This window comes from Solibacillus sp. FSL R7-0668, from assembly GCF_038006205.1.
Lineage (GTDB): Bacteria > Bacillota > Bacilli > Bacillales_A > Planococcaceae > Solibacillus.
In genome coordinates, this window is record NZ_JBBOUU010000001.1 from 173498 (window position 1) to 191316 (window position 17819).

A 17819-nucleotide genomic window follows, 5' to 3' on the forward strand; every position below is an offset into this window, starting at 1 on the left:
GACTTAGAGGGAGTGATAAATAATGAAGGTAGTTATTATTGGTGGAGATGCTGCGGGAATGAGCGCGGCAATGGAAATTGTGCGCAACAATCCGGATGCTCAAATTGTCGTTTTAGAACAGGGGGAGGTCTATTCGTATGGTCAATGTGGGTTGCCCTATGTGATTAACGGCAAGGTGCCACATACCGATGATTTAATCGCAAGGGATGTGGAAGAATTCCGCGAAAAATATGGGATTGATGCGCGTATTTTTCATAAGGTAACCGCGATTGATACAAAGCTCAAAAAAGTGAGTGGTATCGATGTAAATAGTGGGGAGTCCTTTGAATTTTTATATGACAAATTGTTAATCGCAACAGGGGCTGCACCTACGATTCCAAGGGTAGAAAATGCAGATATACAAGGCATTCATACGGTAAAAACCATTCCACAAATGGAGGCGTTGATGCGTGAATTACCTCAGGTGAAGCATGTAACGGTCGTTGGTGGGGGCTATATTGGCTTGGAGGTTGCGGAAACGGTTCGTGAGCGCGGGCTAGCGGTGCGTATCATCCAACGTGGGAAGCAGCTGATGACGGCATTAGATCCAAAGCTTGCACAAATCGTATTAGAGGAGGCGCAAAGGAACGGTATTGACGTCTTGCTCAACGAATCGCTGCTCGGCTTTAAGGGAGAAACACATGTCGAAGCAGTACGTACGGCAACGGGGATCTATGAAACGGATTTAGTCATTATGGCAACTGGGGTACGTCCGAACACACAGTTTGCGGCGGGCTTTGCAAAGCTTGAAAACGGTGCATTAATTGTCAATGAGCAGATGGAAACCTCTATTGAAGATGTCTATGCTGCGGGGGATTGTGCAACGCAATACCATCGCATTAAGCAACAGGTCGATTATTTACCACTCGGCTCGACAGCAAATAAGCAAGGGCGCATTGCCGGCTTGAATATCGCCGGCTTTGAGCAAAAATATCAAGGCATTGTGGGCACGTCGATTTTGAAATTTTTTGATTTGCATATTGGAATGACGGGGTTAAATAATGCGGAGGCCGATCAATTGCATGCATTGGTAGAAACATATGAGATGGAAGTCAATGATATCGCCGGCTATTATCCGAATGTACGCCCGATGAACATTCGCATGCTTGTCGAGCAGCAAAGTCGTCAGCTACTTGGGATGCAGGCCGTCGGGAAAAATGGAGTCGATAAGCGTATCGATGTTTTCGCCACAGCGCTGTATAACGACATGACATTTGAGGATTTATTGCATTTGGATTTAGCCTATGCACCGCCATTTAGTGGTGTATGGGATGCGATTATGCAAATGCCCAAGCGTTACGGCAAAAAATAAGACAATGAAAGAAGGCACGAGCTACTATTGGGAGGATAGCTCGTGCCTTCTTCTTTTTTTGTATAGGCTAGGTGTGTACTAGCCCGCTTTATGAAAGAGGTGGTAGTCAAATGGTTCAAAACTGATTAAATAATTAGACGTTTTACATGCGAGCAGCTAGGTATCCTGCATCGGTGGAATCATGTAAAAAGTGTAACCATTCGTTTGAACTTGTCCTTACTATAACGTAAAAATAGCGAAAAAATGTCATTTTAATGAAAGTGTAAATGAGATGTAACGTAGGGAAAATGGGATAAAGCTTGTTCTATCAACGTTTTGTTGGAGTTTGGTGGAATTTGCTCTGTCATGTTATGAAGATTATATAACAAATATATGACGTATATGACGGAGGAGAAAGTTGCGTGAAAGTGCTCAGAATTTTTTATGTGCGTTTTTCGAGAAATGCGTGCGAATACCCAAAATTATTCTTTTTCATTCCAATTTAACAGTGTTTACTCAATCCTTTTAATAATTTTTACGAACCTGGGTCAAACTTTATTTTGAGAAGTTTTAATTAGACGATTCGTTTGATTAAAACTTCTCAAAAAAAGAATGGAGGATGGTTATGTCAAATATGAACACAAATCGTCAGCATGCAAAAGCAAAGGAAAGACAAAGTGGAGACAAAAAAGAAGTAGCCCCAAATTATAAGAAGCTCCAGCAAGAGGAGTTCGGCGCTGAATTTGACTTTGCTCAGGGTTCAAAACAGGTAAAAGAAGGTCCTCAACAACCTGTAAGTGAGCGGACGGCATGGCATTAATTAATATTTGACAACTGTTTAATCCAAGAAACTAAAGAACTAAGGGTTATGCCTTAGTTCTTTTTATGAGTGTATTACTGACACTTCAATCTTTTAAAATCCGGCTCTCTAATAAATACGTCACCTTATATTTCTCCGCAAGTGTCTTTAACAGCTTTAATAATCCATCAAAATCGTCAGCCTGCAAGAGCTGCTCATAGGCGGTCTTTTCTTCGGCTATTGCGTATTTTTTAAAATAACCCCACATATGCATGATCGCATTGCGCTGACTGCCGAGAGTTGGTGGTACACGGAGCGCCTCAGAAATAAGCGGCTGGATGTCGGCGTAGCGTGCATTTTTCATGGCGATGCGGATCGTATTGTAATGATACTGACTATGAAACATCACATGATATTTTTCCTCACGCCACAAAATTTCGACCTGTTTTTTGTCCATCGTCTCAGCTCCTTTGAAAATAAGCATAATGTTAGTGGATGAAAAGGGGGTATTTGGGAAACTGGGCATAAAACAAGAAATCCGAGCATAAACATCAGAAAACCGCGCAAAAAATTGTCCCACCTACAACATCCTATAACTTCAGTATAAAACATGTGGAAATGTTTTACCTTTGTGACAATTCAAGTCGTAATGTAGATGAAAAAAATTGTATAATAGAGGAAGAAGCCATTTTGGTTTTTTTAAATGAGGTTACATAATCTATCAAAATTTTTGAATTTTCATATTATAGGGGGTTTTTACATGACGAATGAAGTGAATACAGCAAACAACCCTGCAATAGATGTAGGAGATACACTGACATTTATGGAGGAGCCGACTGTACAAGCGGCTGAAACATTATTTGTAAACGAATTTACAGATGGGATTTTAAATCCAAATGCGGCGATGCTAGGACCACTAAAAGATGGGGGGACGATTATTGCTAATACGGCGCCGGGTTGCTGGGGTCCGATGATTACACCAGCAATTCGTGGTGGGCATGAGGTAACAAAGCCCGTTTATGTAGAAGGGGCAGAAGTCGGGGATGCACTTGTTATTGAAATCCAATCGATTCAGGTAACTTCGCTCGCGACTTCTTCAGGGACCGATGAAGCACAGAGCGACCGATTTATTGGCGACCCGTTTGTGAAAGTGAAGTGCCCGGGCTGTGGTAAGCTTTATCCGTCAACAATTGTGCAGGGCATTGGCCAAGAAGCGATCAAATGTGCGACATGTGGGACCGATACAACGCCATTTAAAATGACGAACGGCTATACGATGGCGCTAAGTCATAAGGGGGATATCGGGTTAACACTTGGTAGAGAAGCAACACGTCGCATCGCGCAAAATGCCAAGGAATTTATGCGCACGCCTGAAAATTCGATTCAAAATCCAGTCACTGCCTTTGCGCCGAGCGATTTAATTGGGCTGATGGCGAGAATGCGTCCATTTGTTGGGCAACTGGGGACAACGCCATCAAAGGCTATGCCGGATTCACATAATGCCGGTGATTTTGGAACGGCTTTAATCGGTGCACCACATGAATTCACGATGACCGTTGATGAGCTAGACATTCACCGTACAGACGGGCATATGGATATTAGCCGTGCACGTGCGGGAGCCGTTGTCATTTGTCCGGTAAAAGTACCAGGTGGCGGTGTGTATGTTGGGGATATGCATGCGATGCAGGGTGACGGCGAAATCGCGGGGCACACAACGGATGTTGCCGGGATTGTGCAGCTAAAGGTAAGCGTACTAAAAAAGGTCGATATACAGGGGCCAATTTTATTGCCAAACAGCGAGGATTTACCGTATACAGCGAAGCCCTTTACGAAGGAAGAAAAGCGTGTTGCGCGTAATTTAGCAGAGGAATTCGGTGTCAAAACGATTGAGGATAGCTTCCCACTGTCATTTGTCGGCTCTGGCGCAAACTTAAATGTGGCGACGGACAATGCATTAGCACGTGCGGCAAAGCTCTTTGATTTAACCGTAGAAGAAGTGAAAAATCGTGCAACAATTACCGGTTCGATTGAAATTGGTCGTCATCCAGGCGTTGTGACAGCGACGATGCTGATGCCTAAAACCTTGCTAAAGCAGGCACGCATTTATAAACCAATTAAGCGCCAATATGATTGATTGCCACGTTTTTAGTCGTCACTTTTCGGGAAAACAATCTAATAGAAACGTAGAGAGGTGATCTGATGCAGCCATTAATCAAAAAAATTGAAGCACTTGTCCTCTCGATTAGCGTCCAATCGGGTGTTGGTATGATCGAAACGATGAGTGAAAAAGACGAAACGAAAAAAGCAATTTTTAAAATTACTGGGCAAACCCCGCTGCTGACAAAGGATGGACATCAAATTGGGGCATCTGCCATTCCAGTGAAGGGACGCATTATTGCATTTGTCGATTCTAAAACGCCTTTGCCAATGGTATCACCACCACAAATAACCCCGCTACTCGTTATTTTTGATCAGTATGACAAAAAGGGCGAGGTTGCGATTGGGGTGTTTGATCAGATGCTGTTTAGTGAGCAATTGAAGCTGAAATTGCACCTCAAGGACTCGACGGAAATCGTGAATTTGCAAGGAAAGCGTGTTGATAAAGAGGTGCTAAGCGGGAAAATGCTCATCGTCTTTTATAGCACAACGACGCGCAGTATCCCTGCACAAACGAATCCAACTAAAATTATTGTGACGGATGTCTTGCCAACCGAATAGAAGGAAACGACTGCATTGAATGAAAGAACGTTTAATGCAGTTTTTTTATTTTACCATTTCATGGGCGGGCATGATTTGTTATATTTTTCTATAGAAGAAAAGTGGGATGTGTTAAAGGAGGAATGGCGGTTGTTGCTTCCATTTGATGAGCAGCTTTTGAAAGAAACGCAGGGACAAATTGGGGAAGAGCTAGAGCAACGTATGCGTGAGACGTGTGGGGAGACGTCGATTTGGGGCGGCATGCTGGATAGTGAAAGCTTTTTATTTGATCAGGAGCGTGCGGAAAGATTTTGCTTTTTGCTTTTGAAAAATTATTGGGGGAAAGTGAATTTATTTTTCTATGATTCTTTTCATGAGGCTAATTTTAATGTTGAGGTGGTCAATGAAAAAATACAGCAATTTTTTGAGGAGCCGGATAATAAAAAAGCGCTCTTTGCTTTTATACATAAGCAAGGTGAGATTCAATTTTCGCAGCTAATCGAATTCCTGTTTGCCAAATCAGTTCAAACACCGATTACGGAGACAGGCTTAGCGCGGCTCGTTGTTTTTAAAGTGGGCGAGCGCTATTTCGTGCAGCCGCTTTACTCGGATCAGCAAAAGTTTTGGGCCTATATAGCGGGTAAAAAAATCTATTCGCTGTTTGTCCAACAGCCATTGTCAACGATTGAGCGACCGCTGCAAATGATGCGTACCTTTAAAGGGCTGCTGCAAGTACAATTTACGAAAAACCGAGTAGCGACGATGATTCATCAGCTTGTGCAGCATATCGATTATGAAAACCCAAAAAGCTATGCATTAAAGCAGCTGCATTTATTGAATATTTGCTCGCATTATTCGAGCGGGCGTCGTCATTTTAAGAAGCTGCGAAAATGTGTAGCCAATGTGCAGGCAGAGTGGAATCAGGGGGTCTTTGCGCTCAATGATAAGGAGCAAACCTTGCTGAGCTATATATTGTTCCAAGAAGCGATTGACCGTCATGACAATGCGACGATTATGAAGCATGGGCTGCATTTGATTGAGGATGAGCGACTGTCCAATCATGCCATTGAGCTCATTGTAGATTATGAGGAGATTTTGCAAAGCATGAACCCGCAGCCGCATGCACTGGTCAAAAATTACACGGACAATTATGTGGAGCATTTGTTTTTTGTGCTGCTCGACACGTTGGTAAAAGAGGCGCAGTGGCAGCGGGCATGGGAACTCGTGAAATGTTATGAGCTTGCAACCTGCTCGTCGATTTACGAGCTGATCCAGCAACAAAATCCACAGTCGATGCTGCATGTCATCGAGGCTACAGTGCAGCAGGATATTGCGGTATTCGTGGATGGTAAGACCCAAATGATCCGTGAGTCACTTCTGACCTGGCATGCACAGTATTTGGAAAAAAACAGTGCGTATTCGGATGTTGCCGAAATGACCTCACAACATGTATGCAATTTATTGAAAATATTATTTTATGCGGAACAAGACCTTTTAGTAGAAAAGCTATTGGTCGTGTATAAAAAATATTTACACATACCGGCACACTTTGAAAATTTGCGTCAGTTTATTGAACAGCGCACGGCAGTAACCGTGTAATGCGCAAAAAAATACAAGCTTTCGTGTGATTTTTCTCACAGCTAAAAGGCGACTCCTTCTATTACACTGAAGGTAGAAGGAGTGAGCAAAATGATTAAAGGCTTTTTATTAGGTAGTGTGGGCGTAGTATGCTCGGTATTACTAGGAATCAGTATTTATTTTAGCTTCGTATCAGTAGGATGAGTAATGAAAAAAGGTGTAGCAACGAGGAAGTAACGAATCGTTGATACACCTTTTTCTATTGCTTGGTGACAATTATTTGAGGACGCCTGCTTTCGTTAATTCCTCAATTTGCTGAGTGGAATAGCCGTATTCAGTCAAAATTTCTTCGGTATGAGCGCCCATTTTTGCACCGACATAGTGATAAGTTGGCTCAACGCCTTCAATTTTTAAGGCGGTTCCGATTTGTCGTTGTGTTGAACCGTCTAGCTTGGGTACATCGACAAGCATATGGCGCGCTTGGATTTGTGGATGTTCGCATGCTTCATCGAATGTTAGTACAGGTTCGACGCAGCCATGGAAATCCTCATTGAAAATTTCGAGCCATTGTGCGAAGGTTTTGGTACAAAAAGCGTCCTTTACGGCTTCTTTAAAGCGCTGCTGCGTATAGACCGAATCATTGAACGTGCTGTCAATCAGCTCTGGAATATCAAGCGCTTCACATAAAAGCTTGCGGAATTGCGGCTCCAAGCTCCCCACTGAAAAATAGCGCCCGTCCTTAGTACGGTAATAATCATAAAAGGTACCGCCGTTTAAAATTTCTTCCTCAGGCTGAGGTGCGCGCCCGCTTCCGAAATATTGTGCGCCGTATAGTGCGTTCATCGCAAACATTGCATCCGTCATTGACACATCGATAAATTTGCCCTCGCCTGTTTTTTCACGGTGAAGCGCGGCCGCCAAAATGCCAACTGCTGCATGCATCGTTCCCCCGGCGATATCCGCAATTTGAATCCCCATTGCGACGGGCTTTTTGTCCTTTAGGCGCGAGTGATGGAGCACGCCACCAATGGATAGATAGTTGTTGTCATGACCCGGTCTTGTAGCATATGGGCCGGTTTGTCCGTAGCCTGTAATCGCACAGTAAATCAAGCGCGGATTGATTTCACGCAGTGTTTCGTAATCAATGCCAAGACGCTTCATCACACCCGGACGGAAGCCTTCAATGACAATGTCGTAGTCCTGCACAAGCTTTTTAATAATGTCGATACCGGCATCGGTTTTTAAGTTGATTTTGAGCGATTTTTTGGAGCGATTCAAATGCTGATGAATGTACGACTCGCGCTCATCATCGTACGGTGGCATAATGCGCATTAAATCCACGCGACGCTCCGACTCCACATGAATGACTTCAGCCCCCAAATCTGCAAACATCATCGTCGCAAGTGGCCCCGGCAATAGCGAACAAAAATCTAAAATCTTTAACCCATTTAAAATTGTCATGACTCCATCCCCCTTATGCAATCAAAATTGTAAACTGTAATAATACAGTATTTCGTTATTTTAAACAGTATTATAACAGTTAAGTCGCTAAATTCCTATAATTATCCTTTTTTCTCTCTGAAAATTTTTGAAACAAAATATGAATATAAGAAAACCAACCTTATGAAAAGGTAGTAGGCTTACTAATATTATATTTTAAATTATCAGAAAATTATAGTGCGAAAACAAGTAAATTTTTTGCAAAAAAAAGGCTGTCCAGAAAATAAATTCTAGACAGCCCATCGTCTTTATAGTGAATAAAAATTAATCGTGAAATACGGTTGGTTATTGCTGTTGAAGTCAACGCCTACGAAAACATGTGTGAATTCTTTGCGTAAAATATTTTCGCGGTGGCCGAGAGAGTTCATGAGTGCCTCGTGTGCATGGATGGCGCTATATTGCCCATAGGCTAGATTTTCGCCCCACCAATTGTACGTGACCCCGCCTTTTTTCATACGATCGCCCCCGCGCAAGCCGTCGAGATCCGAATGGCCAAAGAAGTCATTGTCGGCCATGCTTGTACTATGCTCGCGTGCAATGGAATTATATGTGGGCGTGTAGATTAATGGATGTAAGCCGTGTGCCACTCGCGTTTGATTGATTAATTCGACCATTAAATCTTCAAAGCTTCCGCGCAATGCTGTGGATGGCGTCGCAAAGAAGCCCGGCTTTGACATTTCAGTTGCCGCGTTTACCCAACTCACCGAACGAACGCGATTGTTTTGATGCGCATCATAGAAAAAAGTAACGTATTGACCGTCTATTAAATAAGTCCCGCTTGTTTCTTGGTCGTACTTGTCTGTGTAGTTTAGTGTGTATTTCGTATTGTATTTGGTAATGCTTGCGAGCGGTGCGCCGTATGCTGCCTTCACCGAATCGCGCGTGCCCCCAATTTTTATGTCAAAAACGGTGTGACCGGCACGTGTTTCATAGCCGCCAACTGCTTCATGATTTTTGGTCCCAACTAAGTGAAACTGCTTATAGTCGGCGCTCGGCATTTGCCATTGTAAATCGTATTCAGAGGCAAAGGTTTTGACGGCTGTAGTTGCTGTTTCTTTGACAGTTGTGAATGGAATAATTATTTCTTCGTTCATCGCTTTTCCCTTCGTTGATTGGAGCTGATTTGTGACGATGATTTTGTAACTTGCTTGATGCTTTAGCCTTGTAGCAGGCTGGATTGTTAATTGTTTTCCGGAAGTCGTAGTTGTGATGGCGATGGGCTTGTTGTTGGCATCGATTAAGAATACATTGCCTGTGATGGACTGACGATCGATTGATTGTTGGAAGGTAATCGTCCATTTCTTATCGGTTGCTATATTGGAATAGGATTTCCACTCAGTCGAATGGTTTGCCTTCGTTGCGAGTAATGTCGTGCTAAAAATGATAGGAACGATGAGTGATACCATGAAACTAGTTTTTTTCATTTTGGCCGTTCTCCTCCATATACTGATGGTCACTACGGTATTCTATAACGGAATGAAGGGAGATTTCATGTGATTGGATTGGACGGTTTGGGTGGATCAGCCCTTGATCGTAGGGGATTTGAGAGAAATGCTCTAGGTTTTATCCTGAAAATGGTAATCACGTTTTGGGGGTGTATATTATTCGAAACTAATATTTTGTGTTGAGAGAAGGATTTTCGTACATAAACGAAGAGAATTGATAGAAAGCTAGTTTGGGTATTTTTCCTGGGTTCGGTCTTCACAATTTCGACATTTTGGAGTAGGACATTTTAATTATTTTTGCTAGGGTGCGCATGGTTGATTACTGGGAATTGGGTGGATATGGTAAAACGAGCATAAATTCCGAAAACCGAGCATAAAAGTCGAAAAACTGGTCTTAAGTCAATAAAATGGACATAAAAAATCGAGCGTTTTAGTACTACCGCCCTTCGGTTGGTCTGGTAGTCGTATCGTTAACCTCCAAATTGGAGCTTAACGATACAACTACCTCTAAGCAGATTTTGAGCGGCTAGATGTGTTTTTTGGGTTGTTGATTCGCTCATATTGATTCGGAGACACATATCCCAATGTTGAGTGACGTCTTTTCTTGTTATAAAACTCAATGATATAAGCTTGAACTACTTGTTTGGCCTCGTGTTTTGTTTGGAATCGTTGACGATAAATACATTCTTTTTTGATGGTCGAATGGAATGACTCGATACAGGCATTATCATAAGGATCGCCTTTTTTACTCATGCTTATTTCCATCTGATATTCTTTTAATAGGTTGGTATACGCGTTTGAGCAGTATTGTACCCCTCTATCGGAATGATGAATGCAACCTGCTGGTGGTTTTCTTATTAGTAACGCTTTTTCCAATGCCTCTAAAACCAAGGCTTCTTTCATGTGGTCAGCGATTGCCCAACCAATAATTTTACGTGAGTATAAATCCATAATGCTCGCTAAATAAAGCCATCCCTGCATCGTCCGTATATACGTAATATCCGCCACCCACACTTGATTTGGCTCTTTCACATCGAAGTCACGCTTCACTAAATCAGGATAAATAAAATGGTCGTGATCGGAATTGGTTGTTCGTTGATATTGTTTAGGAATGACAGCACATAAACCGAGCTCTCGCATCAAATTCGCTATTTTCTTTTGAGATAAAACATATCCCCATTCTTGTAAGTCCTTTCGAATACGAGGGCTACCATATGTACCATAGCTTTCATGAAAGGATTGATGTACCTTTTGAGTAATTTCAATTTCTCTCTCTTCACGTTCAGTTAGGGGGGCAGATTGTTTCTGAAGCCAATTATAGTAGCCACTTTTGGAGACACCAAGTACGTTACACATCTTTACAATCGTAAATTCACCTACATGTGCTTGAATAAAGGTATAAATTACGGCTGGTTTTTCGCAAAGATGTGCATCGCCTTTTTTAGGATCGCATTTTCCTCCTCAAGCGCACGCAATTTCTTTTCATAATCATTTTGCATTCGTTTTAACTCTGTCGGTGTGACATACTGAATACCCTCTGTTTCGGCTGCCTTTTGATCACGATATTCTTTTACCCAGCGTCGAATAGAAGATTCTCCAATCCCTAACTCATAGGCTAGTTGAGTGGCTTTTTTCCCTTCTTCCACTACAAGCTTTACGACATACTCTTTGTACTCTGGTGTGGGCCTTTTACTCATTTTGAACACGTCCTTTAATGTATTAGTCTTATCATACATACGCTCGCAATTACGTGTCCATTATTTATACTAACCTCAAAACCGAGCATAAAATCATAAATTCGATCACAAATCACCCGAAAACGAGCATAAAACCACAAAAACCGAGCATATTCCGCGTGAAGGAATTAGGATTGAAGAAATGAACCGTATATTTCGGTAGCGTAACCCAGAAATATGGGAATTCGCACGCAAAATTGAAATATCGCACGTATTTTCGAAAAACCGCACGCAAACACCCGAAATTCGCACGCAAATTTAAAATATCGCACACAAACACAAAAAAACCGCACGTATTTTCATAACGGCAGTCGCCCACAGCTCCCAATGGATTTAAAAAGCTTATATAAAGAGGAAAACAAATGCTAGTTTTTTGTACAGTTTTGGCTAGGAAGTGCCGATATAAAGAATGGAGTAGTATGAGTAGATTCAACATGACTTTACAATTCAAAAAGGGGAGGTTTTCTCTAGCATGGAATCGAAAAAAGCACAAAAGCTTTCAAAGGCAACCGTGGCTACTGTTTTGGCAGCAAGTGGTGTCATCGTAGCAATGCCACAGTCATCGAGTGCCAGCACATTTAGTGATGTCAGCCAATATTCAGATTATTATGAGCCGATTGTCGATTTAGTGAATCGCAAAATTGTGAGTGGCTATCCAGACGGTACATTCAGACCTAATAAATCCATCACGCGTGAAGAGGCAGCAAAAATGCTTGCACGCACGATTGATGTCAATATAACAAACCCAGCCAATCCAGGCTTTAAGGATGTCAGAACGAGCGATCCCAACTATCGCTATATCGCAGCACTTGCATCAGAGGGAATTATTAATGGCTATCCGGACGGGAAATTCCATCCGAAAGAGCCGATTACCCGCGCGCAAATGGCCAAAATTTTGTCGTTAGGCTTCAAATTAGGGATTTCGACAAAGTTAAATCATGGCTTTAAGGATGTGCCGAGCAACAATCCAAATGCGTACTTTATTCAAACGCTGTATGATTTGAATATTACAAAAGGGGTCACAGCCATCAAATTCGACCCATTCAATACCGTTACCCGCGCGCAAATGGCGACGTTTATTTGGCGTGCAGAAAAGGCCGACCGTGGTACACCCGTCTATGAGGTTGGCGATATCATCGGGGACCAAATCTACATAAACGGTGTTGCGCATACCATTGCCAGTCATCTTCGCAGTATTTTAAATGCCTCGAACAAAAATATGTTAAAGGGCGCTTATATTGAGGGCGATTTTACGGGCAATAAAATTAATAACATGACGAAGCTAACGATTAATGCAAGCGGTACGTCCTCACGCCTACTTGCGATGGATGGCGACTATACATCCTTTGCGGGCGAGCTTGTTGTTAATGGCAGCTATTTGCGCTTCAAGAATATTAATTTTACAGGGCGAGTAGAGATTGCAGAGGCTCCGCGCCGTTCGTTAGCGGAATTCGCAGGTGTTCGTGTAGCGGGCATTTCAACTTTTGCGGGCTTTATTGATTGGACGCCACCAACGAGTAATGGCGATGACGGCTCGTTAAATCCAGATGAGGACGAGACGTTAGTGGATAAGCCAGACCCGTCGAAGCCGGAGACGAAATACAAGGATCGTATGCCGAATCTAAAGAAATATGTCGATTTTGAAAGCGCGGAGTTACGTCAAGTGTATGTAACGGCCAATCATGCGTTTTTAAAGGCGGATAGCGATATTGACCGCCTATATGTACAGGGAGAAATCTCGAATTTTGAGCTTTATGCCAATGCCAATGCGATGTATGTGGATACAGATTTCAATACTACAATTTACGGGTCACATGATATTAAGTATGCGTACAAAAACTCGCTGAAAAACGTGTATCTAAGATCGGATGCAACGTACGATTATTACTACGTTACAGCGGGTAATGGCTATACCAATCTTGGGGAATTTGCCTATATTTCAAACGCCGTTATTCCGGTAAAGGAAACGGTGAATGATGTATTCGACGATTTCGAAACAGATGAACCAAATATTGGATATATTGAAGACGAGGACGGGAAAGAAGTTTCGCGTGATCCTGTTGGCGATAATGAGGTATCGGACAAAACACAGCCAATTATTACACAGCTAGATGTCAAGGCTGGTGGTACCGTGGCAGATGTGACGATGACAGCCAATGAAGATGGTACGTACTACTATGTGGTAAGACCGTCCAGCGAAAAGGCACCGTCGATTAGTGAGATTAAAACAGGTGGCTTCAAGTTCAATGGCAGTGGCCCGATCACGATGGATGAGCAAGTGAAATTCCAAGTAACTGGCTTAGAAACGAAGACGGAATACACGATTTACGCCATCGTAATTGATGATGCAGACAATGTATCGGAGAAGAAGTCTGTTGATTTCACGACGATTGACAATAGCCCACCACGCTTTACATTACAGCCGGGTGCCAAACAGCCAGGCGGTAAGCGTTTTGAGGTGAAGTTCACTAGAATTAGCGAGCCCGGAACGATTTACTACTATGTCCGACAAAAGGGCTCATCAGGTGTAGACCCAACGTTTGAGGACATCATGAAAAAGTATACAGGCACTGTCTTGGTGACAAAGCCAGAAGACCTACCAGAAATGATTCGACAAGTCGGTGCAGATCCAAATAAAAGCGCTGTTCTGCCAAATACAACCTATGAAGTCTTTGCCATCATGGTCGACAAAACCGATAACCGCTCGAATTTGGTGGAGAAGATAGAGGTTAAGACGGAAGCGCCTGATACGACTCATCCATATGTTAATAATACGGAGTTAGTATTAGAAGGAAATACAGTTTCTAATGATGGCTATTTCTATTTGACAGTAAATGAGGAATTAGACAAGGAAAGTGCTGAGAATATAGATAATTATGTGTTATCAGGTACCGGTATTGTTAACATTTCAGGGCAAAAGGAAATTAAACCGAGTGAAGTTGTTTATTCAAATAAACGAATTCGCTTAAAAATCCCTTCTGTTACGGCATTAGTAAATGGAGATACGATTCGAGTAACAGTACTACCTGGAGTAAAAGATTTAGCTGAGAATCCATTTGAAAGTACAGAAACAGCGCCAAATGGAAATCCACCGCGAAATTATGCTATATATAATCATTTAGATCCGTTAGCGCCAACCTTAAAGATTGATAAGGTTGAAAACTCGCCAACAGATAATAAATTTTTAGTGAATGTAATAACAAATAAAGCTGGTACGTACTACTACATGATTTTGGAAAATGGCTATTTTGATCGGGAAGGTAAAAACGGTATTACACCTCGTGACTTTGTTGATGAATTTGATTCGGAGACGATAACTGGTAAATTCGATACGGATACAAAAAAGGATTATTTAGCAAAAGGCTCGGGCTCTGCTGAATTAGGTAAAATTAAACTACCGCCGATTTCGCGACCAGATGGTGTAAGTGAGTTTAAAGATTACTCGATTTATATTTTATTAAAAGACCGTTCAGGTAAAATTTCGATTTGGGATCAAAAAACATTAATTACGGACACGAAACCGCCTTTAACGAAAGAATATAAAATTGAATCGCCTAAAACAGGTACGGATAAATATAAAAATGAAACAGCATCTATTACATTTAATGCGGATGAAGCAGGAACACTTCATGTAGCGGCGATTCCAAAATACAAAAAGGATGTGCCTCCAAATAATAAAAATTATATTTGGAACAAAGATTCAGCAGGTAATAGTTATTTTGATACGACTACAGGGAAATTAAATACAAATCGTTCAGACATTAGTGTTATTTATGACATGATGTATGATAATGCAACTCGTTTAAAAAACTTTAAGGACTTTGCACAAAAGGCTGGGAAATATGTTGATAAAGGGTATGAAGCTGGAAATCCTACTGTTGATATTGAAGGTCTAGATCCACATATGGAATATATGTTCTTAATGGGTGTAGAAGATACGTACGGGAACTTTACAATTCGCCAACTAAGTGATAACCCACCGCCAATCTCTTCGGATGAGCCAAACGGTGCGTTGATTGTAAAAGATTTTTATACCGACGGGGTGCAGCCGCATATTGCTAAGGATGGCATTATTGTTCGTGAAGGCCAATTAGATAATGCGGATAGTACATTTACGATCACATTTAACGAAGCTATTATGCGACAAAATGGTATTTCAAATCCTGCAAACTTTAATAAACCGTTAGATAAATCTGAAATTAAGTTAGAGGATATTTTAACTATTGCAGGTGATGCAGGTGATATTACATCTAAATTCATTGTTGAAAATTATATTTATGAAGCAGATACTACTAAATCATCTAAATTAATTATTAAAGCAAAAGATGGATTAAATACGGCAAATACAACATTTAATGTAACAATGAAAGCTAATAAAGAAAAAGCATACGACTATGTGAATCATAATACATTTGATATTAGCAAAATTGGTAAATACATTTATCGAGTACTTTCTTCAGACTTTACGGAAATTACACAAGTTGGTCCAGGCTTAACACCATCATCAAGTTATAAAGTAATTGCTGTCTTTGATTTAACGTCAACAGATCCAAACTTTGCGATTAATGAAAATCTAACATACTATTATGCAAGTTATTCTAAGGCAATGCAGTCATATGTTATGGGATTAACACCAGATAAGATTGTTGATATAGCAAATTCAAGCGTTGCCATTGATCAGGCGTTAAATAGAGGTAAAGGTACTGTTTTAGCTACTGGGGGTCGAGCAAACATCCCACTAGAACATTCTACTGGTTTCTATAAAGACGATTACATTGTAATTGTACTTGAGGATAAATATGGAAATAGGTTGCACGGATATCAAAAGGTAGGGTATTCTAGACCATAAATCTCCTTTGTGTATTGCACCGGTGCACAAATTATGTGTTGCACCGGGTGCATAAACAAATATCATGCTTGATTTCACACGTGTTGATTAACCAAAATCATCCAGTACGTATTTGATTTAAATCATAATGAAACGCGAGGATTTCTTTTAGTCCAAAACGCCACTCAATTGACAAGGTTTTTGCGCGTAACTTACGTGCAAAACTAACAAAAGATAAGGGTTTACAGTGAGTTTTCTTTTGACCTTCAGTATGCATAAATTTTAATAAGACGTAGGCAATCATAGCCGCAAAAAGCTGACTGAATACCGCATTTTTAGTCGTGCCAAATAACACTGGCACATTTAAGTTTTGCTTAATCCAGCGGAAAAAAGATTCAATTGCCCAGCGTTGTTTGTACATTCCAGCGATTTCTTCTGCAGTTACATCGCGAAGATTCGTGACAACACGTACAATTTCGCCTTCATAATCTAGAAATTCAACAACACGATGGCGGTTTTTCGTTTCATTTTGAACTGTGCCAAGTGTACAAGTGAAATCAGCGATGATATTTGAGCCTTCATCAACGTTTCTTTTTAACGATTTTTTGCGATTTAATTGGATATTCTCTTTTAAACGAATGACAAAATCTTGTTTCGTTGTCGCATATCGATCCGCCTTTTCAATTGAAAAATAGGCACGATCTGCGACTATAATGAAGCGCTTATCTTCGAGTTCAACACCGATTGGACCATCGTGCTTTAACCCAGTTGTTTCAACGATTTGAAGGGGCATTCCTGTTTTATTCGTAAAACTTACATGAGTTTAATACCTGAACGCTGCCCATGATATAAGGCCCAAGGTAAGCGGTTTTTTCCGACCGTAATCGTTGTAGAATCAATTGCGAGCAGTTCCTTTTTTAGTTTAAGTGTGCGTCTCGCCGATCGATTTAATCGACTTATAATGACTTCGAAAATACGTTTGACAATCAAATAATTTAATTCACCTAAACGTTTGGAAAGTGTGGAATTTAATGCACCGGGTGCACAAACAATTCACTACAATTCATAAATATTCATATGTGTTGTTAGTTATAGGGGAGTCGTAAGTGAGAGAAATCTTGCTTACGGCTTTTTTACGTTGGGTGAAAGGCCTAACAACAACTATTGAGCGTACAATTAATGACCTGCCACCCTAAAAGTGATAGACACCAATCATAAAAATCCCTAATTTTATTTTTGATTTATCAAATAATTAACGGAATTTTCAGTCGTTAAATGTTAAATTAGTAGTAAAAGGAAGAGCGGGTTAATTGCATAATCAATATACTTTACACGCAATTATGAATAATGGTAGTAGAAAGATATTAAGAATTGATGATGATTATTTAAAGGTACTGCTGGCTTTTGTTAATGGTACGACAATTCATGATGAAGTGATAAAAATTGTGGATATATTAACAGTGGGTGAGCTTGAATTCTTATCTAAAGTAACTTCTGGTGAATGCGATTATTTTCTTCTTACATCAAAATACTCAAAAATAATTAGACGAATCGAAACAAAGATATTCTTTGAAACGTGATGTTTTACTATACTGTTGTATTTACTGCACCGGGTGCACGGGCACTTATTGTTGAATCGCTCGGACGAGTTTGATATTGCACATCTGTTTTCATGTGTCGATCCACAAGATTATGGAGATTCAATTTTTCATGAGAGTACTCAACCTATTTAGGGGTAGATGAAATGGATATAAAAGAAGAAAAGGTGATTTTTGGTGCTAACAATGCATATAGATCCAATATAAAAAACTACAGAGAACAAATTAAATATTATATTAACGTTACTTTGGTTGAATTACAGTAATTGTAACATCCTAACCAAATATAAAATTTAATCAAAAAATCC

14 protein-coding genes are annotated in these 17819 nt (G+C 40.8%); 7 read left to right on the forward strand and 7 right to left on the reverse strand.

The window, feature by feature from the left end; all coding sequences use genetic code 11:
• The first annotated feature begins 22 nt into the window (after positions 1-22).
• The gene (locus MKX47_RS00885) at positions 23-1351 is read left to right on the forward strand and encodes an FAD-dependent oxidoreductase (protein ID WP_340770115.1); all 1329 of its coding nucleotides are present in this window, start codon (positions 23-25) and stop codon (positions 1349-1351) included.
• 604 nt (positions 1352-1955) lie between these two features.
• Positions 1956-2150: a hypothetical protein gene (locus tag MKX47_RS00890; protein ID WP_340770117.1), complete on the forward strand. Its 195-nt coding sequence runs from the start codon at positions 1956-1958 to the stop codon at positions 2148-2150.
• Positions 2151-2235: 85 nt separating this feature from the next.
• Here MKX47_RS00890 and MKX47_RS00895 read toward each other — a convergent pair whose 3' ends face one another.
• Positions 2236-2586 (reverse strand): YbgA family protein, encoded by a 351-nt coding sequence (locus MKX47_RS00895; RefSeq protein ID WP_340770119.1) that lies wholly within the window; start codon positions 2584-2586, stop codon positions 2236-2238.
• Positions 2587-2952: 366 nt separating this feature from the next.
• On the opposite strand from MKX47_RS00895, the gene MKX47_RS00900 reads away from it, so the two are divergent.
• From MKX47_RS00900 to MKX47_RS00910, 3 genes are all read left to right on the forward strand, one after another.
• The gene (locus tag MKX47_RS00900) at positions 2953-4263 is read left to right on the forward strand and encodes an acetamidase/formamidase family protein (protein ID WP_445683601.1); all 1311 of its coding nucleotides are present in this window, start codon (positions 2953-2955) and stop codon (positions 4261-4263) included.
• 65 nt (positions 4264-4328) lie between these two features.
• Positions 4329-4847 (forward strand): hypothetical protein, encoded by a 519-nt coding sequence (locus MKX47_RS00905; protein WP_340770121.1) that lies wholly within the window; start codon positions 4329-4331, stop codon positions 4845-4847.
• Between the two features lie 129 nt (positions 4848-4976).
• Entirely contained in the window at positions 4977-6425 is a 1449-nt protein-coding gene (locus tag MKX47_RS00910; protein ID WP_340770123.1) for a Fe-S-cluster redox enzyme, read from the forward strand.
• A 255-nt stretch (positions 6426-6680) separates the two neighbouring features.
• On the opposite strand, the gene MKX47_RS00915 is transcribed toward MKX47_RS00910, so the two are convergent.
• The 4 genes from MKX47_RS00915 to MKX47_RS00930 form a co-directional block, all read right to left on the reverse strand.
• Positions 6681-7865 carry a CaiB/BaiF CoA transferase family protein gene (locus MKX47_RS00915; RefSeq protein WP_340770124.1) on the reverse strand — a complete coding sequence of 395 codons (1185 nt, stop codon included), beginning with the start codon at positions 7863-7865 and terminating at the stop codon, positions 6681-6683.
• 287 nt (positions 7866-8152) lie between these two features.
• Positions 8153-9328, reverse strand: coding sequence for a CAP-associated domain-containing protein (locus tag MKX47_RS00920; protein WP_340770126.1), 1176 nt, complete (start codon positions 9326-9328; stop codon positions 8153-8155).
• 528 nt (positions 9329-9856) lie between these two features.
• Positions 9857-10753, reverse strand: a complete 897-nt coding sequence (locus MKX47_RS00925; protein WP_340777675.1) for an IS3 family transposase — start codon at positions 10751-10753, stop codon at positions 9857-9859.
• A complete protein-coding gene (locus MKX47_RS00930) occupies positions 10753-11046 on the reverse strand; it encodes a transposase (protein WP_340770128.1) in 294 nt (97 codons plus the stop codon). The genes MKX47_RS00925 and MKX47_RS00930 overlap by 1 nt, the downstream gene beginning before the upstream one ends.
• 511 nt (positions 11047-11557) lie before the next feature.
• Between MKX47_RS00930 and MKX47_RS00935 the strand changes: the two genes are divergently transcribed.
• Positions 11558-15934: an S-layer homology domain-containing protein gene (locus MKX47_RS00935; protein ID WP_340770130.1), complete on the forward strand. Its 4377-nt coding sequence runs from the start codon at positions 11558-11560 to the stop codon at positions 15932-15934.
• 97 nt (positions 15935-16031) lie between these two features.
• Here the strand turns inward: MKX47_RS00935 and MKX47_RS00940 are convergent, their stop codons facing one another.
• Both MKX47_RS00940 and MKX47_RS00945 read right to left on the reverse strand, forming a co-directional pair.
• Positions 16032-16706, reverse strand: a complete 675-nt coding sequence (locus MKX47_RS00940; protein ID WP_340770132.1) for an IS4 family transposase — start codon at positions 16704-16706, stop codon at positions 16032-16034.
• Between the two features lie 20 nt (positions 16707-16726).
• Positions 16727-16903, reverse strand: coding sequence for a hypothetical protein (locus MKX47_RS00945; protein WP_340770135.1), 177 nt, complete (start codon positions 16901-16903; stop codon positions 16727-16729).
• 320 nt (positions 16904-17223) lie between these two features.
• Here MKX47_RS00945 and MKX47_RS00950 point away from each other — a divergent pair, with 320 nt between their 5' ends.
• Positions 17224-17493: a hypothetical protein gene (locus tag MKX47_RS00950; protein WP_340770136.1), complete on the forward strand. Its 270-nt coding sequence runs from the start codon at positions 17224-17226 to the stop codon at positions 17491-17493.
• Positions 17494-17819 lie beyond the last annotated feature (326 nt).